General features: G+C 38.8%; 28 protein-coding genes. 26 read left to right on the top strand and 2 right to left on the bottom strand.

The window, feature by feature from the left end; translation table 11 throughout:
• The first annotated feature begins 667 nt into the window (after positions 1-667).
• The 20 genes from J2756_RS02700 (at position 668) to J2756_RS02605 (ending at position 14278) form a co-directional block, all read left to right on the top strand.
• Positions 668-946: an energy-converting hydrogenase A subunit A EhaA gene (locus J2756_RS02700; RefSeq protein ID WP_245315901.1), complete on the top strand. Its 279-nt coding sequence runs from the start codon at positions 668-670 to the stop codon at positions 944-946.
• On the top strand, positions 943-1446 hold the full coding sequence (locus tag J2756_RS02695) for a hypothetical protein (protein ID WP_209582233.1): 504 nt from the start codon (positions 943-945) through the stop codon (positions 1444-1446). Before J2756_RS02700 ends, J2756_RS02695 begins: the two co-directional genes overlap by 4 nt.
• A gap of 108 nt (positions 1447-1554) precedes the next feature.
• Positions 1555-1812: a DUF2109 domain-containing protein gene (locus J2756_RS02690; RefSeq protein WP_209582229.1), complete on the top strand. Its 258-nt coding sequence runs from the start codon at positions 1555-1557 to the stop codon at positions 1810-1812.
• A 239-nt stretch (positions 1813-2051) separates the two neighbouring features.
• Positions 2052-2336, top strand: coding sequence for a DUF2108 domain-containing protein (locus tag J2756_RS02685; protein WP_209582227.1), 285 nt, complete (start codon positions 2052-2054; stop codon positions 2334-2336).
• Positions 2329-2589 carry an EhaE family protein gene (locus tag J2756_RS02680; protein ID WP_209582224.1) on the top strand — a complete coding sequence of 87 codons (261 nt, stop codon included), beginning with the start codon at positions 2329-2331 and terminating at the stop codon, positions 2587-2589. The genes J2756_RS02685 and J2756_RS02680 overlap by 8 nt, the downstream gene beginning before the upstream one ends.
• Positions 2586-3068: an EhaF family protein gene (locus J2756_RS02675; protein ID WP_245315899.1), complete on the top strand. Its 483-nt coding sequence runs from the start codon at positions 2586-2588 to the stop codon at positions 3066-3068. The genes J2756_RS02680 and J2756_RS02675 overlap by 4 nt, the downstream gene beginning before the upstream one ends.
• Entirely contained in the window at positions 3065-3745 is a 681-nt protein-coding gene (locus tag J2756_RS02670; RefSeq protein ID WP_245315897.1) for an EhaG family protein, read from the top strand. The genes J2756_RS02675 and J2756_RS02670 overlap by 4 nt, the downstream gene beginning before the upstream one ends.
• 6 nt (positions 3746-3751) lie before the next feature.
• Positions 3752-4432: a hypothetical protein gene (locus J2756_RS02665; RefSeq protein ID WP_209582220.1), complete on the top strand. Its 681-nt coding sequence runs from the start codon at positions 3752-3754 to the stop codon at positions 4430-4432.
• Positions 4433-4570: 138 nt separating this feature from the next.
• Complete coding sequence (locus J2756_RS02660; RefSeq protein WP_209582219.1) at positions 4571-4786, top strand: DUF788 domain-containing protein; 216 nt, start codon at positions 4571-4573, stop codon at positions 4784-4786.
• A gap of 66 nt (positions 4787-4852) precedes the next feature.
• Positions 4853-5719 (top strand): respiratory chain complex I subunit 1 family protein, encoded by an 867-nt coding sequence (locus J2756_RS02655; protein WP_209582217.1) that lies wholly within the window; start codon positions 4853-4855, stop codon positions 5717-5719.
• A gap of 244 nt (positions 5720-5963) precedes the next feature.
• Positions 5964-6224: a hydrogenase gene (locus J2756_RS02650; protein WP_209582215.1), complete on the top strand. Its 261-nt coding sequence runs from the start codon at positions 5964-5966 to the stop codon at positions 6222-6224.
• Positions 6225-6236: 12 nt separating this feature from the next.
• Positions 6237-6563 (top strand): DUF2104 domain-containing protein, encoded by a 327-nt coding sequence (locus J2756_RS02645; RefSeq protein WP_209582212.1) that lies wholly within the window; start codon positions 6237-6239, stop codon positions 6561-6563.
• A complete protein-coding gene (locus J2756_RS02640) occupies positions 6560-7018 on the top strand; it encodes a DUF1959 family protein (protein WP_245315895.1) in 459 nt (152 codons plus the stop codon). The genes J2756_RS02645 and J2756_RS02640 overlap by 4 nt, the downstream gene beginning before the upstream one ends.
• 4 nt (positions 7019-7022) lie before the next feature.
• Positions 7023-7472, top strand: coding sequence for an NADH-quinone oxidoreductase subunit B family protein (locus J2756_RS02635; protein WP_209582210.1), 450 nt, complete (start codon positions 7023-7025; stop codon positions 7470-7472).
• Positions 7469-8605, top strand: a complete 1137-nt coding sequence (locus J2756_RS02630) for a hydrogenase large subunit (RefSeq protein WP_209582208.1) — start codon at positions 7469-7471, stop codon at positions 8603-8605. Before J2756_RS02635 ends, J2756_RS02630 begins: the two co-directional genes overlap by 4 nt.
• A gap of 179 nt (positions 8606-8784) precedes the next feature.
• Positions 8785-9837, top strand: coding sequence for a 4Fe-4S binding protein (locus J2756_RS02625; RefSeq protein WP_209582206.1), 1053 nt, complete (start codon positions 8785-8787; stop codon positions 9835-9837).
• 6 nt (positions 9838-9843) lie between these two features.
• Positions 9844-11208, top strand: a complete 1365-nt coding sequence (locus tag J2756_RS02620; protein WP_209582203.1) for a 4Fe-4S binding protein — start codon at positions 9844-9846, stop codon at positions 11206-11208.
• A gap of 147 nt (positions 11209-11355) precedes the next feature.
• Entirely contained in the window at positions 11356-12381 is a 1026-nt protein-coding gene (locus tag J2756_RS02615; protein ID WP_209582201.1) for a hypothetical protein, read from the top strand.
• A gap of 44 nt (positions 12382-12425) precedes the next feature.
• Positions 12426-13343, top strand: a complete 918-nt coding sequence (locus J2756_RS02610) for a formylmethanofuran--tetrahydromethanopterin N-formyltransferase (RefSeq protein WP_209582198.1) — start codon at positions 12426-12428, stop codon at positions 13341-13343.
• On the top strand, positions 13340-14278 hold the full coding sequence (locus J2756_RS02605) for a carbohydrate kinase family protein (protein WP_209582193.1): 939 nt from the start codon (positions 13340-13342) through the stop codon (positions 14276-14278). Before J2756_RS02610 ends, J2756_RS02605 begins: the two co-directional genes overlap by 4 nt.
• Before the next feature lie 401 nt (positions 14279-14679).
• Here the strand turns inward: J2756_RS02605 and J2756_RS02600 are convergent, their stop codons facing one another.
• A complete protein-coding gene (locus tag J2756_RS02600) occupies positions 14680-16164 on the bottom strand; it encodes a PAS domain-containing sensor histidine kinase (protein WP_209582191.1) in 1485 nt (494 codons plus the stop codon).
• A 448-nt stretch (positions 16165-16612) separates the two neighbouring features.
• On the opposite strand from J2756_RS02600, the gene J2756_RS02595 reads away from it, so the two are divergent.
• From J2756_RS02595 to pdxS, 6 genes are all read left to right on the top strand, one after another.
• A complete protein-coding gene (locus J2756_RS02595) occupies positions 16613-17389 on the top strand; it encodes a 4Fe-4S binding protein (RefSeq protein WP_209582188.1) in 777 nt (258 codons plus the stop codon).
• Positions 17364-17999: a CBS domain-containing protein gene (locus tag J2756_RS02590; protein WP_209582185.1), complete on the top strand. Its 636-nt coding sequence runs from the start codon at positions 17364-17366 to the stop codon at positions 17997-17999. The genes J2756_RS02595 and J2756_RS02590 overlap by 26 nt, the downstream gene beginning before the upstream one ends.
• A gap of 701 nt (positions 18000-18700) precedes the next feature.
• Positions 18701-19870: a tRNA uracil 4-sulfurtransferase ThiI gene (thiI, locus tag J2756_RS02585; RefSeq protein ID WP_209582182.1), complete on the top strand. Its 1170-nt coding sequence runs from the start codon at positions 18701-18703 to the stop codon at positions 19868-19870.
• 147 nt (positions 19871-20017) lie between these two features.
• Positions 20018-20809 (top strand): sulfide-dependent adenosine diphosphate thiazole synthase, encoded by a 792-nt coding sequence (locus J2756_RS02580; RefSeq protein ID WP_209582179.1) that lies wholly within the window; start codon positions 20018-20020, stop codon positions 20807-20809.
• 166 nt (positions 20810-20975) lie between these two features.
• Positions 20976-21431 (top strand): MOSC domain-containing protein, encoded by a 456-nt coding sequence (locus J2756_RS02575; protein WP_209582176.1) that lies wholly within the window; start codon positions 20976-20978, stop codon positions 21429-21431.
• Positions 21432-21860: 429 nt separating this feature from the next.
• Positions 21861-22742: a pyridoxal 5'-phosphate synthase lyase subunit PdxS gene (pdxS, locus tag J2756_RS02570; RefSeq protein ID WP_245315894.1), complete on the top strand. Its 882-nt coding sequence runs from the start codon at positions 21861-21863 to the stop codon at positions 22740-22742.
• 129 nt (positions 22743-22871) lie between these two features.
• Here the strand turns inward: pdxS and J2756_RS02565 are convergent, their stop codons facing one another.
• Positions 22872-24041: an aldo/keto reductase gene (locus J2756_RS02565; RefSeq protein WP_342593089.1), complete on the bottom strand. Its 1170-nt coding sequence runs from the start codon at positions 24039-24041 to the stop codon at positions 22872-22874.
• Positions 24042-24186: the final 145 nt, after the last annotated feature.

The following is a 24186-nucleotide window of genomic DNA, read 5'->3' as shown; positions in this document are numbered from 1 at the left end:
TACTTTCTTACTTTCTTACTTTCTTACTTTCTTACTTTCTTACTTTCTTACTTTCTTACTTTCTTACTTTCTTACTTTCTTACTTTCTTACTTTCACATTTTCACTGAATTCAGTACCTAGTTGAATATTACATTGAAATTACATTGAAACAATTAAAATTATTAGGGGAGTTTTTAAATTGAGATCCTAATCATCCTCCATTTTTTGTTCATTGTTCATTTTTTTCCCATTGTTATATTTCATTGTTCATCCAAATATCTTCTACATTCCACGGGTTGATCTTTGCAGGGGACATTTACTTCTTTACCCCACTCTTTACCTTATCTTTTTCATAACTTCAATTAACTCTCATAAATCCAATTAATCGTCTGTTTTAGGTTAATAAGAAATTAAATGCTATTTTTATGAGTTTTAATGGGTTTTGTTTTATCCATTTTTACCATACTTCTACATTTATTATGAAACCTATTTTTTTAATTATTTGTGGGTTTATTCTGTTGAAATATTAATTAACCCCGTTAATTATTCTTTTTTTGAAATAAAATTTAATAGTTGGTACAATTAAACATATTTCTAGTTAACCATGGTGATAAGTAAAAACATTTATATATTGTGTTGATGTACCCTTTTATCATGATTATTCATGTTAATGTTGTGTATACAATGATGAGTTACATACTTGCCATACTCTCTGCAGTAATAGTGGGCTTAGTTTTAAGAATGCCTTTACTTCCTGAAAGGCCTATGAGGCAATCATGGACCATTAGTGTAATCTTTCCAACGGCAGTACTTGCATTGGGCTTTACAGCCATGATATTTGGACTTGGTTATGAAGGAACCAACGGAATGATCATAGGGGTCATAGTTGGAGTGTTAACAGCACTCTTCTCCAAATTCCTTCTTGAAAAAATTCTACCAAGACCCAAAGTGGAGGAATCAAATTGAACGAGATATTAGGAATTCTGATTGCAGCAGTGATATCCTGGATCAACTTCGTGGTCATAGACACATGGATGGGACTTCCTGAAGCTCCTGGTGTTAAGGGTGCAGAAGTCATAGGAAGGGATGTTCAATCAAGGGGAGGAGACCTTGCAGGAGGATTCTTCCAGGGAAACATACTGTGTTCACCTGATGCATCTGCAGGAACACTCCTGGCAGCAATTGGATGCTACGCAATAGGAATCCCAGAAGGGGGATTAATAGCTGCAACACTCGTATACTTCGGTAACAGACTCTGTGCAGACCCGGGATATGCTGGTACAACAGGCGCCCTTACAACAACATGCATAATAGCTGCAACATCATTTGTAGGTCTCACACCAGCAGAGTTCATTGTTGGAATGGTACTTGCAATCATCACAATTCAGGGACTCAGCCACACACATGCTTCAAGGCTCATTGGAAAGATCGCAGAGAAAATGGGAAGACACACCAAGTTAACCTGAGTCATGTAACTTAAAAATAAGAATCATTACTACACAAGACACTTAAAAAAAAAATTTTTATAAAAATCATACAAATCCTGTAAACAAATCTAAAAAGGTACGATAATAATGTTGATGGAGATCCTGGGCATCATAGTAGTATTGATGGCTTTAAGAACCCTATTTGCAAGGGACAGATCTGAAAGAATGCTTTACTTAAATGTAATAGGCTTTGCAATGTCTGCAATGATAGCCCTTTACATTCAAACACCATTCGGTGCCATAATGGCAATAACCTTCTTTGTAACCTCTACTTTAAGCTCAAATGCAATAGCGTACTCAATTGGAAGGGTGAAAGACGAAGATCATACTGGAGCGAATGAATAAAATTAAGGTGAAGTTGTCTAAAAATTCTAGTCTGTAATAGTTATCTGTATCCAATTGAAGATCTGCTGGAATTAAAAGACTCCTTTGAGTATTAAACAAAAAAATATGCTTTGCTCATGGAGATTATACTAAAACCAAAAAGTACTGAGATTCATATTGAAAATCCATAGGAATTATTACCTATTGAATAAAACAGTATATATGTGTAATAACAAAAACCCAAAAGAAACGGTGAGATGATGTATCCAATATTAGATCTCATAAATTTAACAACAGTATCTGCAGCAGTAGCTTTAATAGGAGCTGCAGGTATGATAATGCTTCCAAAACCAATTGATAAGGTTATAATGTTAGCTGTACTTGAAGGCGGTTTCATTGGAATGGTTGCAGCTGCCAAATATCTGGATGTTGCAATGGTTGCTGCAATATTCGATCCAATCTCAACTGTTATCCTGCTTATGGCCATCATAAAGATAAATGATATAAGAAGAAAAAAATCCCAGGAGGAAGGGGCAGTTGCTTGATATTTACATATGGTTCTACACAGGATGTGCCCTTGTAATACTGGGCTGCATAGCTACAGTTATAGGTCCCGGGGTTAAGGATCCAATAGTAAGAGTTATCAACACGGAAATACCTGCGGTAGGTGTTTCAATGATATTTTTAACCTACAACGACACAATTGCACTTTTAACCTACGTTGCAGCAACAGTTTTAATAACCATGGTTCTTTTAAGGGCTGTTGTAAGGCTTGAAGAAATGGGGGCAGAACTTTGAAGAGCTTAGGACAAATGTGGAACTCACTTGCAAATCCGAAAAGTATTCCAAGGGTTTTTGCAGTCATTCTCAGCATTGTACTTCTTGCAGGATTTGTGATACCACTTTCACTCAACGATCATCAATTGTATCCAAAACCCACCCCTCAGTCACAGATAAGTGCCCAGAACCCACTGGCACCCTACGACAGGGGAGGCAGTCCTCTTCAGGAGAGGGGAACTGTAAAAGCCCAGTACCCAATGTTCTCACCTGAAATAGGGCAGGTAACAGCTTACCTGTCCCCCATAGCAATAGGTGTAAAGAGCACAACACTCTACTACGGTACCTCTATCTATTCCTCCCCTGGTGGACTTATAGATGAGATACTTTACTACACCCGTGGTTTCGACACAGTGCTTGAGTCAACCATACTCATGATGGCATTCACCATAGCTTCATGGGTTGCAATCAACTTCACAATGAGGAGGGAAGAGGATTGATAGTTCCTGACGTTGTATCCCCAGTTGTGGTTGCACTCTACACACCTGCAATAATAGTTGGTATACTTGCGGCTTTGATAGGCCTTCTGGGAATTTCTTTCGAGAAAAATGACCTCCAGATATTAATACTAACGGATCTTGTGGGAATAGCAATGCTCATTGTTGTTGCTGCAGTTGGAACTGACCTTGCAGAATCCCTGATACTACCAGGATTGGTTGTTGAACTTGCAGAGATCCTTGCAATATCCGAAGTTCTAATGAGCAGGGAAATGAGGAAGAATGGAACGAAAAAGGGAAAATATGTTCCACTCGTACCTTTACCAATGAACATGAACCTGGAAATCCTTGACACAGCCCCGGCGTTCATTGCAGTGATCCTGATTGCACAGGGAGCCTTTATGAGCGGATTTACAGGAGGAGCAGTTGCAGGTGCAGGAATATTATTCTACGTACTCTCAAAGACTGTCAGAGGAGTTCCATCAGGCATGTGGGAAGGAATAGCAGGAGCTTCAGGTGTAGCATGGTGCCTGTGGCTTGCAGGGTTCATGGTGTTTTTTGTGTTCCCACAGTACTGGCTACTGGCACTCTTCCTTGCGGCCTTCGGAATATTTATAAAAGTCACATTTAAAGCAGGACTCATTGGTGTTTTAGGCAGAGAAGAATTCAAAAAGGAGTAAAATAAAATGGACGTATCAATACTTGGAGCACACCTACTGGGTTACATACCACTGGGGGATATTGTACTCTACATGACCCCATTCAACCTTTTCATGTTTGCAGCTGCACTGGCATTCACATTCCTGATTGCAATCAGCAAAACCGAAGCCCAGGTTGAGGCTGAATTCGGATCCCTCAAGGACAGGGAAGTCAGAGTTGGAAGGGCAGAATTCAAGATAAGAAGGTTCCTTGCAATTGTCTGTGGACTTGCAACTGCAGGAGCAATGATAACAGGGGATATATTCGATTTCACATTGTTCATATGCCTCATAGGTATCGTGAACATAGGTATAGTTGCAGCTGTAAAAGAGGTGGATGTACTGGACGCAGCATTCCAGTATGGACTTATAGCAATGATGGCAGCATTACCCCTTTTTGGAGGTGCAGCATTAATACTGGCTTCAACAGGAAGTATAAGCCTACTTCAAATTGCACAGATGTCCTCAACAACACCAATGATGCTTTTAGGATCAATACTTGTATTCCTTGGGGTTGCAGGTGAAAGTGGAGTTGCACCCTTTTTTGCAACCAAAGCAGAGATGTTCAGAACCCCAGGTTCACCATTCCTACTTATAATACACTTGAGCTCACTACTTGTAATTGTCAGAGCCATTGAAATAATGTTAATCATAAACAAACCCTTCTAAAATGGATTTAAGACAAATATAAAGATTAAAGACCAAGATGAAGGCAAAAAAATTAGAAATAATAAATGATTATAAAACAAATAGATCGAGTATTAGGATCAATAATTCGAAAACCATGAAAAAATTCAGGTGAATTAAATGGACCAATTGAGGATAATAAGCTGGCTTACGTTCATAATTTCTGTTGGGGCTATACTTTACGCCCTGATATTCAACATACCTGACTGGATGGTGTATGCAATTTCACTCATATTTATACCCACAGTACTACTGTCCTTTGGGCTTTTAGCCATGGCAAAGGGCAGTAAGGAAGAGGAAGAAGCTAAAAGAAAGGAGCCATTTATTGGATACTAGATGTGGGGATCTAAATGGACATAAAATCAACAGAATCAATAATTAAATTTACAAATCGGTGATCAGATGAATACATTAATGGCAAAAATCCTGTTAAACGTTCTTATCGCATTTCTGGTGGGAAGCCTGCTCTTTGGACTTCAAAGAAAAATAATGGCAAGGATACAGATGAGACCGGGACCACCCATCATCCAGCACCTTCTTCACACAATAAAATTCTTCATAAAGGAATCTGCATTTCCCCGCACAGCAGCAATGCCATTTTACATTGCAATAACTGCAATGTTATCACTCATATGGATTGCTGCAGTCATAGTGGGTCCTGTGATGGGAGGTTCACTCCTCATAATCTTTGCAATATATGCAATTCACAAGATCGTTGAGCACAATGCAGGATCCTCATCAGGTTCACCCTACGGTAAACTCAGCTGTGTCAGAGCAGTTTTCTCAGCAGCAGCTGAAGTACCATTATTTGCAGTTATAATACTCATCTACCTGAAAACAGGTACCATGGGAATCAGTGAAATAGTAAGTTACCAATCCATTCACGGACCATTAATCTACAGCTTGCCACTTGTTGCAATGATGTTCTTCGTGCTGATACTTTCAAAGGCACCCTACTCCCCATTTGCAATAACCAAGGGAAAGGATATTATTTCAGGGTATGAAACAGAACACTTCGGACTCTTAAGAGGATATCTGATGATATCAGAGTCAATAGCATGGTACATGCTCCTATGGATATTCCTGACAGTTTTCATAGGACCCCTTGGAGTGATCGGCTACCTGGTTGGAATGGTTATTTTAACGGCGGTAACAGCATTCATATGTGCAACAACACCACTTCTAAATCCAAACCATTCAGTAATGCTCCAGGTGTCCCTGGCATTCCTTGGAATTGTGGGTTCACTGTTACTCATGCCTGTACTTTAAAATTTCATATAACAAAAAAAAATAACTTTAAAATAACTTTAAAATAACTTTAAAATAACTTTAAAAAAATATTTTCATATTATTTCACAAAAAAATATTTCACGAAAAAAAATTCATTTGAAACATAGATTTAATAAAATTCAACCAATTTAAAAAAAATTTTCATTGGTCACTTCAATCAAAAATCCAATTAACCAAAACTTAAAAATAGGGAATTCATCAGGATTTTTAAGGGGAATTCAAAATGGAAGAACAAGAAAAAGACACCATATTTTTCATGGCTCTGGCTGTTTCTGGAGCTGTACTTGCCAGTGGACTTGCTGCATTCCTGCAGTGGATGGTTGTCATACCACTGACTGTTGCAGTGTTTCTCATACTAATATTAACGGCACTTCAATACAAAAAGAATGCAAACCATTTCTCAGAGAATGCAGAAACTTGGGCCATGATCATAGTTCTTATAGGGTTCATATGTTCCTTCATATACCTTTACAGACCTGCATAACGGTGATAAAACATGGATCAAATAATTTATCTTGTCTACGTAACTTCATTTGTAATAGGATCAGTTGCTGGTCTTGTATTGAGCTACAAAAAATACAAGTCACCATTTGGAGCCCAGAAAATTGATTTTGCGGCTCTGGTACTTGCGATAATTGGTTGGGTGCTTGCAGTGAACAGCCAGCTCCTGGCATTTGTGATTCCATCTTACGTATCCATTACAATAGGTGTTTTTTTAATTGCAATGGTTCTTGGAATGAGACCAGGATATGGAAGGTATGAAACAGTTTCAGGATTTGCAGTTGCAGCCATAATATGGATATTAGGGACGGTTTTAATATGAACGATCACATAAAAGACCCTGAAAATGATTCCAAAAACCAGGATCAGTTCTCCCCATCTGAAGATCTCATGGATAAGGATGATAAACTCTTGAGGGTCATGAAAGAGAGGATAATACGCAGTTACAAGTGGCAGGAAGATGTTGTTATTCCAATGGCAGAGGAACTTAAAATACCACCAGAACAGTTCGAGGAGATCCTCATGAAACACCTGGACATGTCAAGTCTGGAAGCACTACACGCCAGATTTGAATCTGCCAAGTTCAACTGCACCCGGGAGAAGGTGCACTCGGATCTCAGATTGTGCTGGCTTACAGATGTTATGGAAATCCTCACAGAAGAGGAAACAGATGAAATAGAAATTAAAATAACTTCTGAAGTAGTTTATGACGGAAAAAATTATGATGAAGCCATAAATAAAGGTAGAAATGAATTATTAGAATTTTTGATGAGGTAAGGAAATGGTAAAGTCACTTAAAGACATTGTAAGAAGCGGTTCAATTCATGTCTGTCTCATAAACACAGGGGGATGCAACGGCTGTGACATAGAAGTTGTTGCCCTCATGTCACCACGCTACGATCTTGAACAGTACGGTATCTACGTACATCAAAACCCCAGGGAAGCAGATGTCATACTGGTTACAGGTGCAGTTTCAGAGCAGTGGAAGGATAAACTTCAGAGAATATATGCCAAGGCACCAGAACCAAAAATAGTGGTTGCAATAGGAAACTGCCCACTTTCAGGGGATGTTTTTAATCAGGAAGGCTGTAGTATATACGCACCAGTATCTGACTTCATACCAGTGGATGCAGAGATTCCAGGATGCCCACCAAGACCATCAGAAATTCTCGCAGCAATACTGGCAGTTGGCCCAGATGCAATAGCAGCCAGAGGGAGGCAGAAAAGATGATAATTCCATTAGGACCAATACATCCAGCTTTTAAAGAACCACTAAGATTAAAACTTAAAACAAGGGGAGAAAAGGTTTTAAGTGCAGAGGTAGATTATGGTTACGTTCACAGGGGTATAGAAAGAATAATGGAGGGAAAAACCTGGCAGAAGGGAATATTCCTCTCTGAAAGGGTATGTGGAATATGCTCCTACATACACACCCAGACCTTTGCAGAAAGCTTTGAAAAAATTGCAGGCGAAAGGGTCACACCAAGAGCACAGTACCTCAGAGTCCTGACAAACGAACTCGACAGAATCCAGAGCCACCTCATTGCAAATTCAACCTTCTTCAAAGCCCTTGAACATGAAACACTCTTCATGAACATGCTGGCACTCAGAGAACCCATTATGGATGCAATAGAGTTACTCACAGGTAACAGGGTTAACATGGGCTGGAACGTTGTGGGTGGAGTTAGAATGGATGTTAAACAATCCCACCTAGACCCAGTACTCCAGATCATCGAGAACCTTGAGAAGGACTTCGATAGATACGTTGAGATGTTTGAACACGGACCACTACTCGGTTTAAGATCCAAGGGTGTTGGAATAATGACCAAGGAAGAGGCAATAAAGGGCCGTGCAGTTGGGCCAATAGGAAGGGCATCAGGCCTGAAGCATGACTGCAGGGAGGACCATCCAACCTACCAGGACTACCTTGACTTCCACACGGTTTGGAGAAAGGAGGGAGACAACTTCGCACGTACCATGAACAGATTTGATGAAGTAACAGAATCAATAGCACTCATAAAACAGGTTATAGAAGATCTGCCCCGGGGTGATGTCCGTAAGAAGATAGATATATCTGCAGGATACACAGAGTGGAGAAATGAAGCACCACGTGGTGAAGTTTCTTACATGGTGGAGACCAATGGAAACCTCATAAAACACATTTCAATACGAACACCAAGCATAATGAACATAGACTCCTGTGCAAAGTACATGTTACCCAACATTCCAACAGTTGCAGATGCAGTTGCAACCTACACATCTAGTGATCCATGTGTAGCATGTGCAGAAAGGGTTGTTATCCTTGATGAATCTGGGAAAAACCAGGAGTTCCATGGAGCTCACAACGTCAAGTACATGAAGTGAAATTTGATGGAATGGCCCAAGTTTCTGGGATTTAATTTAAAAAATAATTAACAAATTTGAAATCAAATTGAAGATCAATATTTATTCATATTTAAGGAAATCCAGCTGAATTTAATCAACTGTTACTCAACTCATATAAAATTTAGTCAACTCATAAAATAAAAAAAGATGGTTTAAACATGTCCTCAGTAATATGGTATCTATACGAATTTGCAAGAAAGTCCTGGGCTGAAAACTTTGCAGCAGCCAAAACGGATCCAGAGATAATGGAAGTACCGTCAAGGTTTCGAAACTTCCCTGAAGTTCATAAAGAATATTGTATAGCTTGTGGTGCATGCACAGCAGCATGTCCAGCGCCAATGGCAATAAAACTCGTCAGGGATGAGGACAGTGCTGAAGAAGAAGGTGCTACCTATCCTGTTATAAACAACAGGGGCTGTATAAGGTGTGGGTTTTGTGCCGAAGTATGTCCAACGGATCCTAAAACCCTAACCTGCGGTGAGAATCACCTCATAAGGGAAGAATTCACCATCCTTCCCGTGGATAAAATGTTCGTTATTGATGATTACCTTTGCATCCGCTGTAAAAAATGTATGGATGCCTGTAAGGTTGAGGGTGCCATAGTTAAAGATGACAACAAGATATCCATAGACCAGACCAAGTGCATAGCATGTGGAGATTGTCTGAAGACATGCCCTGTAAAGGGTGCAATAAAGGGAATATACATAGCCAATGTTGAGGAACAAAAGGCAGTAATACGATTAATTGTTAACACCCTTGAATCCACAATAGAATCTCAACAGGAAACCATCAAAGAACTAAAACTTTACGATGACCCTAAGAGTCTTTTCAAGATGGACATGTCCATAGAAAAGCTCATGGAAGAGGCCCGTGAAATAATTCCAAATGATGAACTCATATTGGATCTCATTGAAAAGATAACAGACAGATTAAAACTCAGGATCATAACATGGGATGGGGAAAAATGTACCAACTGCAGGTTGTGTGTTGATGAATGCCCATCAGGTGCAATAACCTACGATAAAGAGAAAGGAGTCCAGAGAAATCCTGATAAATGTTTAAGGTGCAGCATATGTCATCAGACATGTCCCTTTGGTGTTGCAGGTTACTACGTTGCAAGGTTCCTCCTGGATAAAACCTCCCCAGAACTTGATGAAAAGGATGTCATCCATATAACCTTGAAAGCTTCACAGTTACCAATAAGGAGTTGATAACAAATGTCAACAACTGCTAAAACTTCTAAAAATAATAAAAAATCCTACAAACCCCTCAGGGAAATAGAGGTGGAGTATGAGGTGGACAACTCCAAATGTGAGAAATGCACAGAGAGGCCATGCCTTCAATCATGTCCAGCGGATGCCCTCCATGAAATACCCCCAGACAACCATATAGAACTCGATGATAAATGTGTGGGCTGTGTACTCTGCAGAGAAGCATGTCCCTACGATGCAATAAAGATGCAGACAACACTCTCAGAGCCTATAAGGGAAAACATTCCCAACATAAATCCCAAACTCTGCAGGAGATGTGGAGCATGTGTTCAGGCCTGCAGAACAGGAGCCATTCAACTTGTGGCCTCTGGAGGGGAGGAAGCCCACAGTGTAATAGATGAAGATAAATGTGTTAGATGTGGCTACTGTTCACGTGTCTGTCCAACAGAGGCAATCAAGTACGGTGAAATACTTCCAAGATCCGTTGTTGGTGGAAAGGCCATTGTTGTGAACCAGAAAAACTGCATAGGCTGCATGACATGTACAAGGGTCTGCCCATCCAAGGGAGCCATTAACGTTGGAGAGGTCAGCAAACTGCCCTACATAAATCCGGCTTACTGTGCCAGATGTGAGGAGTGTATGAATGTCTGCCCATCCTCAGCCATAAGGTACTCCTCAAGAAAGAGGGCCTATCAAACATTCAGCAAGATCAAGACCATGGAAATAATCTCTGAACTTCTTGAAAAAGAAACAGGCAAACTCTCAAAGGATTCAGTCAGAGTAAACAGCATCCTAAACAGAGTTGCACGTGATGCCAGTTTCAGTCATGAGGAAAAAGAGTTCAAAGAAGATGTAACTGAAACCATTAAAGCCCAGATAGAAGAAATGGTTGATTCAGGATTGGAGATAACTGATATCCAGGATATTATCAACGCAGTAAACCCTAAAAGGGAGATAAAGGTTGTTGATGAGAACTGCATAGGCTGCGGTGCCTGTATAGATGAATGTCCAGTTAAGTGCATAGAACTTGAAATGCCATCACCAGTGCATATAAGTCCAGAATGTGTTTTCTGTGGAAAATGTGTTGAAAGCTGTAAATTTGATGCCATAGATCTGCAGGAAGAACTTTTCCAGGTGGATGATGATAAAATACTCTTCGTCAGAAACAGGCTTACAGGCCCACGCAGTGGCTCAGTTATTCCAGATGATAACTCCTGCCAGGCATGTGGAGTTTGTGTTAGGAAATGTCCTGTGGATGCATTAAGCCTTGAAAATGATAAAATAAAGGTTGATAATGATAAATGTATTTTATGTGGTGAATGTGAATCAATATGTCCTGTAAATGCCATTAAATTAGAATTGGAAAGATAACTTTTTTCTGCAGGAATCAGCAGGCCACACAAAACTATAATATCTTAAATTTAGAAAATATTACCATTGGTTAAATGGATCCACATGAAATGGAATTCAATTTTTTTTTAACAACTACCTGTGTTACGATGAATGGGAGGATAAATTTTGGGGAAAAAGTTCTTTGTTTCCGACTGTGAAGGACCAATATCAACAAATGACAATGCATTTGAACTTTCAGGTCACTTCATAGAAGATGGAGAAAAATTTTTTGAAATAATCAGCAGATACGATGACGTCCTTGTTGATGTTGTAAAGAGAGATGGATACAATGCAGGGGGAACATTAAAATTAATAACCCCATTTTTAAAGGCATATGGGGCGGATAATCAGACCATAATAGATTTTTCAGCTGAAAATGTTATGCTGCTTAAGGGTGCGGTTGAAACACTCAAATTCGTGAGTTCCACAATGCCCTCATTCATAGTCAGCACCAGTTACGAGCAGTACATCGAAGCCCTCTGCAGAAGAACAGGTTTTCCATATGAAAACACCTACTCCACGAAACTCGACATGGACAGATTCAACGTAGATCCAGATGAAGCAGAAAAACTCAGGGAATTTAGAAGAACCATAGTTGAAAACCCCGAGTTTGAAGTACTTGATAAAATATTCTGGAAAAATATTCCCTCAATGGAAATTGGTGGAATAATGGAATCTGTTCATCCTGTTGGTGGTGAAGGTAAAAAAGAGGCAATTCAGGACATAATCCGCAGATTCAATTTGAAGGCTTCGGATCTATTCTACATTGGAGACAGCATAACCGATGTTCAGCCTTTGAGATTTGCAAATACAAATGGTGGAATTTCAGTATCATTCAACGGGAATGAATATGCCCTACCCGAAGCAGAAATAGCAGTAATAGCTGATAACACTGCAATAACATCTGTACTTGCAGATGTATTCAACAGGTACGGTACGGACACTGTACTGGATTTTGTGGTTTCATACTATAAAGACCCGGAAACTGCACTTGAAAGTGGTTTTATCAACCCAAAACTTGCAGAAAAAGTTTTAAATAATAAACTACCCCAGGTTGAAGTTGTAAACTGTGACAACATGGACAGATTAATAGATGAAAGCACCAAATTCCGTAAGGAAGTGAGGGGCAAAGCCATTGGAGGGTTGGGATAAAATCCAAAAATACTCCCCTAAGGTAAGTGGATTAGTAAAATAAAATGGAAGATGTAAGGATGAGCATGAAATCTAAGATAGAATCTAAACTTGAAGACACCTACTGCGAAGCATTTAAGGGCATATGCTCAAGGGTCATTGTAACAGCAGATGATGAAGAAACACTTAAAAGAGCAGCATACGATGCCACATCAACACCTGGAACAGTTATTGGAAGGGTTGAGGGGGGTGTGGAATCATTTATAGATGGTTCAAAAACTCCTGACGGCAGAAAAGGTGCCATACTCCAGTTCTGGTACAACAGTAACAACATCCAAAAGTTCGAAGTGGAACTGTCCTACAGGATAAGGCAGGACATACTGGTAAAACCATTCACAAGCCTTTTCGATGCATCTGTGGATCCTGCAGGTAAAATCGGCACCATGAAACAGGTCGGACACTGCGGTGACGGCTATGAATGGGAGGAAAACCTCTACGGAAGAGATATGATAGTGGTGCCAATTGCAATACCGGATTTCAAGATAGAAAGGGAATTAGGTTACATGAATGGTGTTATGGGTGCCAACTTCTGGTACATGTGCAGTAGCAAGGAGGCCGTGCTTGAAGCTGGAAGAGCCGCACTCAAAGCCATAGAAGAAGTTGAAGGAGTTATAGCTCCATTTGATATTTGTTCTGCAGCCTCAAAACCTGAAACGAATTATCCCTGGATAGGACCAACAACCAACCATCCATACTGTCCATCCCTTAAAAAAACACTTCAAGAAGAGTCAATGGTCCCTGGAGGTGTGGGTTACATTCCAGAGATCGTGATAAATGGTTTGAACATGGGATCAGTGTTTGAAGCTATGAAAGTGGGTATTGAAGCTGTAATGAACTTTGATGATGTTTTAAAAGTCTCTGCAGGAAACTATCAGGGAAAACTGGGAGATTACAACATACAACTTAAAGAGCTGTTTGAATGAATCTTGATGTTGTAGGATTTGGAGCCCTTAACCTTGACAAGCTCTACAGAGTGAATAAAATAGCGGGCATGGATGAAGAAGCGTACATAACAGGTTTAACAGAATCCTGTGGAGGTTCAGCAGCCAACACAATTGTCGGGCTTTCAAGGCTTGGCCTGAAAGCAGGATTCATAGGTAAAGTAGCAGGGGACCGTGAAGGAGAAATCCTGCTTCAGAACCTGCAAAATGAGGATGTCAACACAGATGGGGTGATACTGGCTCCAGAAGGTAGAAGCGGTTCAGTATCAGGATTCGTTGATGAGGAGGGTCAAAGGGCACTCTACGTTGATCCAGGGGTAAACGACCTGATAGAATCCCATGAAATTCAAGGTGATTACATCCCTGGTGCAGGTGTACTTCACCTAACCTCCTTTGTCTCAAATACCTCCAAACAATCCACTGAGTCTCAAAAGAAGATTTTAAATCAAATTCCTGAAGGTGTAGTTGTGAGCTTTGATCCTGGAATGCTGTACATAGAGAGGGGTCTGGATTTTCTTGAAAAATTTCTCCTAAAAACTGATATACTCCTAATAAACGAGGTGGAGTTGAAGCATCTTTTAAAAAACAATGAAACATCCCATTTTACATGTGAAGAGGGAAGTAAAAAACTCCTTGACTATGGAATAAAGGTTGTTGTGGTGAAACGTGGAGATAAAGGTGCATACGTTACAGACGGCAGATCCTCCCATTTTATAGATGCACTAAAGGTTAGATGTGTTGATACAACAGGAGCTGGAGATGCATTCAACGCAGGATTTATCTATGGATTCATCAGGGGTGAGGGCATCCAGAAATCTGCCCAGATTGGTAACTTCGTTGCGGCCTGCTCCGTACAGATGAAAGGTGCAACGGAGGGACTTCCAGATTCATCAAGACTTGAAGAAATCAGCTTATAATCAATTTTATAATTATTAAATGTCCATTAATAGATTTAAAATCAAAGATTTAATAATTTTTTGTTAGAAAAGTTTTTAAAAGTTAAAGAAAAAAAGGGAGGAAAAGTTCTTTTTTTTTTTATTTGTGGGGATCCATCTTTGCAGCGGTATATTGTTGAGAAGTTGTAGTCTGAGGAAATTGTGCAGTCTTGGCATTTTCATCCTTGTTGTTTTTCGAAGCATCTTATTTCGTCACCTACAGAGCAGAATACTCCTAGTTTTTCTGTTTTGCATGCATTCATTGTAGGTGGGACCAGGTGCTGCAAGTACATTTTATCATGGTTTCATCTGTTTTTGGAACAGTTGCCATAATTTTACCTCAGTACCCTGTGGATAAAACTGCCCAGACGGTGGGCGTAGGTTTAGGTTCTTTTTTTGTATTTTTGTTCTTTGAATGTGATGGTGTAGGTTGTTTTTGGGTTTTTTGTTAGTTGTAGGGTTCCATTGATTTGTGAGGTTAAACTATTGATTAAGGTTAAGCCTAATGTTTTTGAGTTGTGTATGTCTATTGTTTCGGGTATTCCTATTCCGTTGTCAAAGTAGGTTAATATTAGGTTGTTTTCTTGGCTTTTGAGGGTTAGGTTTATGGTGCCTTTTTCGTTGTGGGGGAATGCGTATTTTATGGTGTTGGTTAGTAGTTCGTTGATAATTAATAGTAATGGTGTTATAGTGTCTGTTTCTATTTCTAAATCCTCTACATCCATATTTAGTGTAATTGTTTTGTTTACATTATAAATATTGAATATTTCTTCTGTAAATTTGGTGAAAGCCCTTTTAATATTGATATGTTTTAGATCTGATGATTTGTAGATTTTTTCATGTGTTAATGCCATGGATTTGATTCTGCTTTGAGCTTTTCTTAAAATTTCCTGAGGATCAGAACTTGTTTCATAATTGGATTGTAAACTAAGTAAACTTATGATTAGTTGCAGGTTGTTTTTGATTCTGTGGTTCATTTCACGCATTAATAACTCTTTTTCAGCTAAAGCTTTTTTTAGTTCTTTTTGTGTTTTTACACGTTCTGTTATGTCTATTAATGTTATTTGAACAGCAGGTTGGTTGTTATGTTTTGTTCGGATGGAATGGCAGTTCACCCAACGTTTTTCTCCATTTTTGTGGGTAAAGATGAATTCTTTTTGTTTAAATATATCTTTACCTGTGATTAGTTCATTTAGACATTTTATATTATTTGTCGGGTTTTTTGAGAAAATTTTATTTATATCTTTTGGGGTCATGTTGTAGATTTCTTCTGGGGAGTAACCTGTTATCTGGGAGAATTTATTGTTTATTAGTTTGATGTGGTTTTTTTGGAATATTGCTATAGCATGCTCAGAATTATTAATTGTATTTAAGTAGAGTTCTTTGTATTTTTTTAGTTCTGTGATTCGGTTGTGAACAAGGAGGATATTGTCTGAGCTTAGTTTGGAGATGTGGTTTTCGGACCAGTGTCTTAGTTTGTTATCTTCATTTATGATTATATCACAATTGCAGGGTTTACTGGTTTTATTTACTTCTTTTATACTTTTTAGAATACCTGTTTCATTTATTTTAGGGAATAATTCTGTGATTTTTTTTCCTATGATTTTTTCTCTATTACGTGGTATGGATGATATGATGGATGGATTACAATATTTTACTATAAAATTTTCTCCATTATTTATAGGCTTAAATATGATTATTCCATTTTGTATATTCTTAAATATTTCATCATATTCATTCCAGTAGGTCATAAAGTTCATTTCAGGTGTGGGATAAGTTAAGATAATATCTGCAGGATCTGAGAAAGAGGTTTCTGTAATAATGTTTTTGTTTTTTTCAACTTTTTTAATGACTTTTACGTTAATCATGCCCTAAAACTCCAATCTTATAAATCAATTCAACCATTGTTATGATATTTAAATTACATAAAAAAAATGTTTTGATAAAAAAATAATAAAAAAATTAAGTAAGTAATCAAGGGTATCTTGGGGACTGTATATACAGTATATTTGTATATACCCAAAGTTGGGTGGGCCTGAATCTCAAGGTCAATTAATAATTGAATATTTGATCTATTTTTTCTAATTTTGCTTGTGAGGTTATCATTAAATAGAAATTATGATATACCTTCATATTAATATCAGAAAACAGAGCAAGAAAAGTAATAGTAGTGGTGTTCTTAACTTTTAATAGGAAGGAATATTATATAGAATATTAAATAGTAAAAGGAGTTAAATAAGGCATCTAATGAGTTAATGGGAATAACATTGAAGATCACGTATATTAACTTGTTGACTAAAATTTAAAGGTGTGATTATGGATATAACATTTAAAAAGAAGAAGGATGCTCTTGAGGGGGAGGTTGTTTCCAAATCAATGGATATGGAGCATGTTGAGGACTTCAAACCTGAAATTGAGGAATGTTCCCTCAAACAGAAGTTCATAACCATATCCCCAGAATGTGTAAGGTGCAACCTCTGTGCTGAGGAGTGTCCTGTTGATGCCATAGCTGATGCAGAATCAACCAGACCTGCAAAAATACTTGAAAACTGTGTTAAATGTGAAATTTGCGCCCAAACATGTCCTGTAAAAGCTGTGCATGTAATCGAGGGCACATCCACTGTTGAAGATGATGTTACCTACAACTTACATGATGTTGAGGTTCCACACAGAACCCTATGCATGGAAAACATTTCAGTGGATGAAGGTAAATGTAACTCCTGCGGTACATGTGCTAAATTCTGTCCAACCAATGCAATAACAGTTCCTGAAGGTGAAACAGCCATTATAGACGATGATGCTTGTGTTGGATGTGGTGCATGTGCAAATGTCTGTCCAGAAAGTGCAGTAGAACTTGAAAGAAAATTAGGGCCTGTTATTAAACAGAAAGAACTTCTTGTGGATGATGACCTCTGTGTTGCATGCGGTGTGTGTGAAGAGAACTGTCCAGTGGATGCAATAAAACTCGAGGATGATGAAGTGGTTCTATCTAAAGATAAATGCATATCATGTGAGGTTTGTTCTAAAAAATGTCCTGTTGGAGCATTAAAATTTGAGAGGTTGTCTAATGAAAGCCAGAGAAATGATGGATGATGAATTTGTATATGTTTCACCTGAAGAAAAGATTACAGATGTATCAATTAGAATGGAGAAGTACAGAAAATTCACAAGCCCAGTTCTAGACAGTGAGATGAAACTTATAGGTTGGATAACCTCACTTGACGTTATGCGGGCTCTTAGAGAGGGTAAAAAAAGTGTTAAAGAGGTTATGTATCCTCCAGAAGAAACAATTTGTGTCAAGGAGTATGATCCTGCAAGAGTTGCAGTTTTAAAGGCCTCAAAATACAAGGTTGTTAGCATACCAGTTCTCAACGATGAGGGGGTTGTTGTTGGTATCATAAGATCCTACAACATACTTAAAACACTCTCCCACCTCTACGAAATCAAGGTCTACAAAATATTTGAGGCAATGGAAAGTGAATTGAAGGGTGTAAGCTGGGATGAGCTCATGGAAGCAGCTGCACTTGTAACCAAAAGAGAAACAGGTGAAAGGATCAAGGCCAAGGACTACGAGGAGCGTATTAAAAATTCAACCTTTGGAGAAGCAATATGGGCAACTGGTGGTCTTGAAAAGTTCTTTGTGGGACTCATAGCCATAGGTGAACTTGTTATTGCAAGGAAGGTTGCAAGGGCAAGGAAATAGATATTACTCCACTTTTTTTTTATTTGAAACACTTGAAAAAAGATGGATTGGATCCTTGAAATCTGGAATTTTCTCCTTTTTTTGATCTGCAACCGCAACTCTTTTATAGAACAAAATATAACGATTGTTATATAACCATGGTTAAATCTTCTGAGAAAATTTTACTGAAAAATTTTAAAATTTAAAGATTTTCAGAGACCTTAAAATAACTCCTTTCCTCTTTTAAAGGGGAAAACATCTAAGCAAAACATTTATATGTAACGATAGTTATATAACAATTGTTAATTAATGTTTGTTGGATGTTATTCCTTGCACCGACCAAATCCCTTGAAATAGGAAAAATAAGTGGAATTAAACTGCAGTTGGAACTTATCTAATGGCCAAAATCCCCTTGAAAAGGGGAAACAATCCATTTTTATAAGGTTTGTAACAAAAAGTTTGTAACAAAAAAAAGATTCAATCATATCCTTGAAAAGGAAATATTAACAAGTAAGGACAAATAAAAAGTATTAAGGTTATCCAGGGAGTTTGAACTTCAAAAAAACAATATTTCAATGAAACTTCAAAAAGGTTTATGCTGGAAGTTCTTAAAAAGGATTTCAATACCGAGGATATCCCTTGGTGTTTAAATTGAATCACGATCTTAATGTACTGCAGTATAATTTTAGTATAATTCTTATTGATTAGAAGGGGACTAAATAATGGAAAAAAACAAGCCAATAATTATTAGATACGGTGAAATAGGAGTAAAAAGTCCTAAAGTAAGGAAAAGATTTGAAAGAAAACTTATATCAAATATTAAAAGTGTTGTTGATGGTAAAATAGTTTTAAATCAGGGCAGAATATTCCTCTTCCCTGAAGATCCCGAAAGTGCTGTAGAATCCCTTAAAAAAATATGTGGAGTAGTTTCATTCAGTCCAACAGTGGAAACTGTGACTGACCATGATGCCATCAGGAAAACAGTTGAAGAGTATATCAAAGATCTGATTGATAAGAATGAATTTTCACCTGAAAACTCATTTGCAGTGAAATGTAGACGTGTTGGAACTCATGAATTCTCAAGCAGAGAAATGGCAGGATTCTGCGGTTCAGTTATTGTTGAATTAACAGGTGCGCCTGTAAATCTCTCAAATCCTGATTTCAAACTCAACATAGAGGTCAGAGATGAAAGAACATACATATTCCATGAGAAGATCCAGGGAATTGGTGGATTACCACTGGGTACTCAGGGAAGAATGGTTTCACTGGTATCTGGAGGAATAGACTCTCCAGTAGCATCATTTCTCATGATGAAGAGAGGATGTGACCTTACAATACTCAACTTCAACAACTGTCCCTACACATCAGGTTCCAATGAGAAGATCATCAAGATCTATAAGAAACTCAAGGAATATGCTGCAGGATCTGATTTAAGACTTTACCAGGTAAACTATGGAGGTTTCCTCCAGAAATGTGAGGAAGAAGCTCCTTCAAGGATGACATGTGTCCTCTGTAAGAGTGGAATGTACCAAATTGCAGAAAAACTTGCAGAACGTGAAAAAGCATTTGCAATCATTGAAGGGAGCAGTGTAGGGCAGGTGGCATCTCAGACGCTTCCAAACATACTTGCAACAAGGCATTCAACTTCAATGCCCATATTAAGTCCCTTGATCGGGTTGGACAAGCTTGAAATATCCGAGATTGGCAAGAAGATAGGAACCTACGACATATCCATACTTCCTGACAGCGGATGTTCAGCAGCCCCAAAACACCCTGAAACAAATGCAGTCCTTGAAACAGTCCTTGAAACCCAGGAAAAAATCTGTATGGACACAGAACTTGAAGAAGTATTCTCCACCCTTAAAAGACTGGATTTAGAACTGGATGATTGATTTCAGAACCTGATTTCATATCCAGTGATGAATTTTTAAAGGTACCTAAAAAATCAGCAACACCACTCAAAAAGTCCATGTAAAAACATGGAACATCCTTCAACATCATTAAACTCAAAAAAATATATTATTTAGGAGGATCAAAAGATGGAGATATTCTCGAAGGTATCTGAAAAAGATGTGACAAAGGCAATTGTATCTGGATTTGCAGAAGAATTCCTGGACTACATAGAAAGCGATGTAATAATAATAGGAGCCGGTCCAAGCGGACTTATAGCCGCAAAAAGACTTGCAGAAAACGGTGTTAAAACCCTCATCGTGGAGAGCAACAACTACCTCGGTGGAGGCTTCTGGATTGGCGGATACCTCATGAACAAGTTAACTGTCAGAGAACCAGGCCAGAGGATCCTCGATGAAGTAGGAGCACCCTACAAAAAAGTTCAGGACGGACTTTACGTTGCTGACGGACCACACGCATGTTCAAAACTCATAGCAGCAGCAATGGATGCAGGTGCAAAGGTTATAAACATGACCAAGTTTGATGATGTTGTTGTAAGGGAAGATAAAGTTGCAGGTGTGGTCATAAACTGGACACCGGTCTCAGCACTTCCAAGGGCAATAACCTGTGTTGACCCTGTTGCAATTGAATCCAAAATAGTCATCGATGCAACAGGACACGATGCAGTGGTTGTAAAATCACTGGAACAGCGTGGACTCGTTAAAACTGAAGGTTTCGAACCTATGTGGGTTGAAAAATCCGAAGATGCAGTTGTTGAAAACACCAGCGAAGTTTACCCTGGAGTATTTGTCACAGGAATGGCAGTAGCAACAACCTACGGAAAACCAAGGATGGGACCAACCTTCGGTGGAATGCTTCTCTCTGGAGAAAAGGCTGCAGAAATAATCATTGAAAAACTGAATTCAGATCCATCAACTTGAGCTGGAATAAAAAGTTCCAAATAAAAAATAAAAGGATAAATAGTTAGATTAACTGGATAAAAAAAAGTGTTGAAGAATAAGATGGGATGAAATTTTAGATAGAACCTGAATATTCAAACCACAACCACACTTAAAATCATCATAATCCTTTAATCAAGTGTTAAACATGATTTCAACCACAAAACCGTTACCACAGATAGTGGCAGTCTGCACAAGCACCAAGAAGGGCACCAAAAAGAAAAACATTGGAAAGGGGTTTCTCATGGAAAACCAGGGTTTTTCAGGAGATGCTCACAGTAGCCCAAAAACCCATAGACAGGTCAGCCTCCTTGCAATTGAAAGCATAGACAAGATGAGGGAAATGGGGCTTGATGTCAAGCCTGGAGACTTTGCAGAAAACATCACAACCCATGGTATAGAGCTTACACCCCTTCCTCTGGGAACAAAACTCTCTGCAGGTCAAGATGCAGTTCTTGAAGTGACCCAAATAGGCAAAAAATGTCACAGTCCATGTGAAATAGGTAGAAAGGTAGGGGACTGTATAATGCCCAGGGAAGGAATCTTTTGCAGGGTGATAAAAGGTGGTAAAGTTGAAATTGGGGATGAAATAAGTATTATCTAAAAATTATCCATAAATACTTTTTTTTCATAACAACCCCTTTTTTTTGAAATAACTAGAACCATTCTTTTTTTTGCAAAACATCTTCTTCTGGGAAAACATCTTCTTAGAATGGATAATAATTGATAGGGATAAACATATAAAAAAATCTTTTTCATCTTCAATGATATAGATCACAATCAATCAAAATATAATCACACTCGCAACGAATAATAAAAAAGAATTTAAACCAACAAATGAAATTAGATTAAAATAAATCTGAAGTATAATATGATGTTCTTAATCCAGATAATTTAAAAACAACTCAAACCTTATATTCCCAAAAATGGAATTAAAATAAAGATAATAAATTTTATTTAAGAAATTTTCATTTAACAATAGAATTTTAAGAAAAAAATAAATTTAAAATAAGATCAATGGAGGAATTATATTATGTTGCATGGAACTGAGGTTATTAAGAAGGGTTTTGCTAAGATGACTAAGGGTGGGGTTATTATGGATGTTGTGAATGCTGAGCAGGCGGCTGTTGCTGAGGATGCTGGTGCTGTGTCTGTTATGGCCCTTGAACGTGTGCCTGCGGATATACGTGCTGCTGGTGGAGTTGCACGTATGGCGGATCCATCCAAGGTTCAGGAGATCATCGACGCCGTTAGCATTCCGGTTATGGCCAAGGCCCGTATTGGCCACTTCGTAGAGGCACAGGTGCTCCAGTCCCTGGGTGTTGACATGATCGATGAGAGTGAGGTTTTAACTCCTGCAGATGAAAAACATCACATCGATAAGACACAGTTCACCATACCCTTTGTCTGCGGTGCAAGAAACCTGGGAGAAGCACTACGCCGAATAAACGAAGGAGCTGCCATGATACGAACCAAAGGAGAAGCAGGAACCGGAAACATCGTAGAAGCCGTCAGACACATGCGCGTAATACAAGGAACCATCAGAGAACTAAAAGACAAAACAGAAGAAGAACTCTGGGCCGTCGCAAGAAAAGAAGAAGCACCACTCGAACTTGTCAAAGAAACAGCAAAACAAGGAAGACTACCAGTTGTCAACTTCGCAGCAGGAGGCGTAGCCACACCAGCAGACGCAGCACTCATGATGCAACTCGGATCAGACGGAGTATTCGTAGGAAGCGGAATATTCAAATCAGAAAACCCAGAAATAGTAGCAAAAGCAATAGTACAAGCCACAGCACACTACACAGACCCAGAACTAATCGCACAAGTCTCAACCAACCTCGGAAAAGCAATGCCCGGACTCGAAATCAGCACAATACCAGAAAACCAAAAACTACAAAAAAGAGGATGGTAAAGGGAAATCTGGATATTTCCCTTAATTATTCATTTTACAACGGATTTTATATTTAATACAGATTTAATCCTATTTAAATTAACTCTTCACTTATTTTAAGATTCATTTTTTTCATGGATTCTCAGAAATTCAGTTGGAGGATTTCTCAAATGTCTCACGGGTCTCCTTGAGGTACTTTCTTATTGGAAGGTTCTGCGTGCAGTTTTCCTCACAAACACCGCACTCTGTACAGTAACCCGCACTCATCTTACGGCCCATAAGGTGGAAGTAGTTTCCAGATGGTTTATCAAGGTTCTCGTAGATGTAAACATCATCCAGGAGGCTCAGGTTCAGAGGAATGTTAACACCCTCTGGGCAGGGCATGCAGTAGTTGCACCCTGTGCATCCAACATGAACCCTGGAGCTGTAGGCTTCCTGGACCTCATCTATGAGGTTTCTCTCATCTTCAGTCAGTGAATCTGGAATTCCACGCTCTGCAATTTCCACGTTCTCAACAACATCTTCCATGCTGTTCATACCGCTTATAACGAGGTTCACATCCTCCTGGTCCCAGAGGAATCTGAGGGCCCATTCTGCAAGACTTCTTTTAGTCTCTACCCTATCCCATATGGCCTGGATATCCTCTGGAATGTTCCGGGTTAAACATCCTCCACGGAGGGGTTCCATAATTGCAGTTCCAAGCCCCCTCTTTGCTGCATATTCAAGGCCTTTTCTTCCTGCCTGGAAGTTCTGGTCCATGTAGTTGTACTGGATCTGGCAGAAACTCCACTTGTAGGAGTCCACAGCTTCTATGAAAAAGTCCAGTTCATCATGGAATGAAAAACCAGGGTAACCTATTCTGCCATCTTCAACTGCACTGTCAAGAAACTCAAAAACATCATATTCCTGGAGCATTGGCCAGAAACGCCTGTGAAGACCGTGAAGAAGGTAAAAATCTATCCTGTCTGTCTGGAGCTTCTTGAGCTGCTCATCGAGAATCCTGTCCATATCCCCCTTTTCCTCTACAAGCCATATTGGAAGTTTGGTTGCAAGTTTAACCTCATCCCTCAAACCCTCACTCAAGAATTCTCCAAGGAAGGTTTCACTGGCACCTCCAACCTTTGGAGAAGCTGCATGGTATGGGTAGGCAGTGTCCACGTAGTTCACACCATTTTCAATTGCATAGGTCAGCATCTTCCCTGCAAGGGTTTTATCTATGTTTTCGGGTCTTCCACCAATGGTTGGAAGGCGCATACATCCAAATCCAAGTACTGAAACTTTTTCACCTGTTTTTCCAAATTCTCTGTAAAGCAACGTCATTACTCCTTCAATATGATAAGTCAAATATTCTAGAATTTTGATTATTAACTATATTCCAAGCTTCAGCTAATAATGTTATCGGTAATCCAATATTTTTTTTCACAAGTTTTATATTCACCTCTAACAGATGAAGAGTGTATATCCT

Source organism: Methanobacterium aggregans (genome assembly GCF_017874455.1).
GTDB lineage: Archaea > Methanobacteriota > Methanobacteria > Methanobacteriales > Methanobacteriaceae > Methanobacterium_C > Methanobacterium_C aggregans.
The sequence above is the reverse complement of the archived record's forward strand: the minus strand, read 5'-3'. Positions and strand labels throughout refer to the sequence as shown.

What these genes read in the sequence shown, in the direction of transcription:
- J2756_RS02610 (WP_209582198.1), top strand. Translation starts at nt 12,426, where the DNA reads ATGGAAGATGTAAGGATGAGCATGAAATCTAAGATAGAATCTAAACTT.
- pdxS (WP_245315894.1), top strand. Translation starts at nt 21,861, where the DNA reads ATGTTGCATGGAACTGAGGTTATTAAGAAGGGTTTTGCTAAGATGACT.
- J2756_RS02650 (WP_209582215.1), top strand. Translation starts at nt 5,964, where the DNA reads ATGGAAGAACAAGAAAAAGACACCATATTTTTCATGGCTCTGGCTGTT.
- J2756_RS02645 (WP_209582212.1), top strand. Translation starts at nt 6,237, where the DNA reads ATGGATCAAATAATTTATCTTGTCTACGTAACTTCATTTGTAATAGGA.
- J2756_RS02640 (WP_245315895.1), top strand. Translation starts at nt 6,560, where the DNA reads ATGAACGATCACATAAAAGACCCTGAAAATGATTCCAAAAACCAGGAT.
- J2756_RS02665 (WP_209582220.1), top strand. Translation starts at nt 3,752, where the DNA reads ATGGACGTATCAATACTTGGAGCACACCTACTGGGTTACATACCACTG.
- J2756_RS02620 (WP_209582203.1), top strand. Translation starts at nt 9,844, where the DNA reads ATGTCAACAACTGCTAAAACTTCTAAAAATAATAAAAAATCCTACAAA.
- J2756_RS02595 (WP_209582188.1), top strand. Translation starts at nt 16,613, where the DNA reads ATGGATATAACATTTAAAAAGAAGAAGGATGCTCTTGAGGGGGAGGTT.
- J2756_RS02690 (WP_209582229.1), top strand. Translation starts at nt 1,555, where the DNA reads ATGTTGATGGAGATCCTGGGCATCATAGTAGTATTGATGGCTTTAAGA.
- J2756_RS02575 (WP_209582176.1), top strand. Translation starts at nt 20,976, where the DNA reads ATGATTTCAACCACAAAACCGTTACCACAGATAGTGGCAGTCTGCACA.
- J2756_RS02660 (WP_209582219.1), top strand. Translation starts at nt 4,571, where the DNA reads ATGGACCAATTGAGGATAATAAGCTGGCTTACGTTCATAATTTCTGTT.
- J2756_RS02630 (WP_209582208.1), top strand. Translation starts at nt 7,469, where the DNA reads ATGATAATTCCATTAGGACCAATACATCCAGCTTTTAAAGAACCACTA.
- J2756_RS02590 (WP_209582185.1), top strand. Translation starts at nt 17,364, where the DNA reads ATGAAAGCCAGAGAAATGATGGATGATGAATTTGTATATGTTTCACCT.
- J2756_RS02625 (WP_209582206.1), top strand. Translation starts at nt 8,785, where the DNA reads ATGTCCTCAGTAATATGGTATCTATACGAATTTGCAAGAAAGTCCTGG.
- J2756_RS02605 (WP_209582193.1), top strand. Translation starts at nt 13,340, where the DNA reads ATGAATCTTGATGTTGTAGGATTTGGAGCCCTTAACCTTGACAAGCTC.
- J2756_RS02635 (WP_209582210.1), top strand. Translation starts at nt 7,023, where the DNA reads ATGGTAAAGTCACTTAAAGACATTGTAAGAAGCGGTTCAATTCATGTC.
- J2756_RS02580 (WP_209582179.1), top strand. Translation starts at nt 20,018, where the DNA reads ATGGAGATATTCTCGAAGGTATCTGAAAAAGATGTGACAAAGGCAATT.
- thiI (WP_209582182.1), top strand. Translation starts at nt 18,701, where the DNA reads ATGGAAAAAAACAAGCCAATAATTATTAGATACGGTGAAATAGGAGTA.
- J2756_RS02600 (WP_209582191.1), bottom strand. Translation starts at nt 16,164, where the DNA reads ATGATTAACGTAAAAGTCATTAAAAAAGTTGAAAAAAACAAAAACATT.
- J2756_RS02655 (WP_209582217.1), top strand. Translation starts at nt 4,853, where the DNA reads ATGAATACATTAATGGCAAAAATCCTGTTAAACGTTCTTATCGCATTT.
- J2756_RS02565 (WP_342593089.1), bottom strand. Translation starts at nt 24,041, where the DNA reads ATGACGTTGCTTTACAGAGAATTTGGAAAAACAGGTGAAAAAGTTTCA.
- J2756_RS02685 (WP_209582227.1), top strand. Translation starts at nt 2,052, where the DNA reads ATGTATCCAATATTAGATCTCATAAATTTAACAACAGTATCTGCAGCA.
- J2756_RS02700 (WP_245315901.1), top strand. Translation starts at nt 668, where the DNA reads ATGAGTTACATACTTGCCATACTCTCTGCAGTAATAGTGGGCTTAGTT.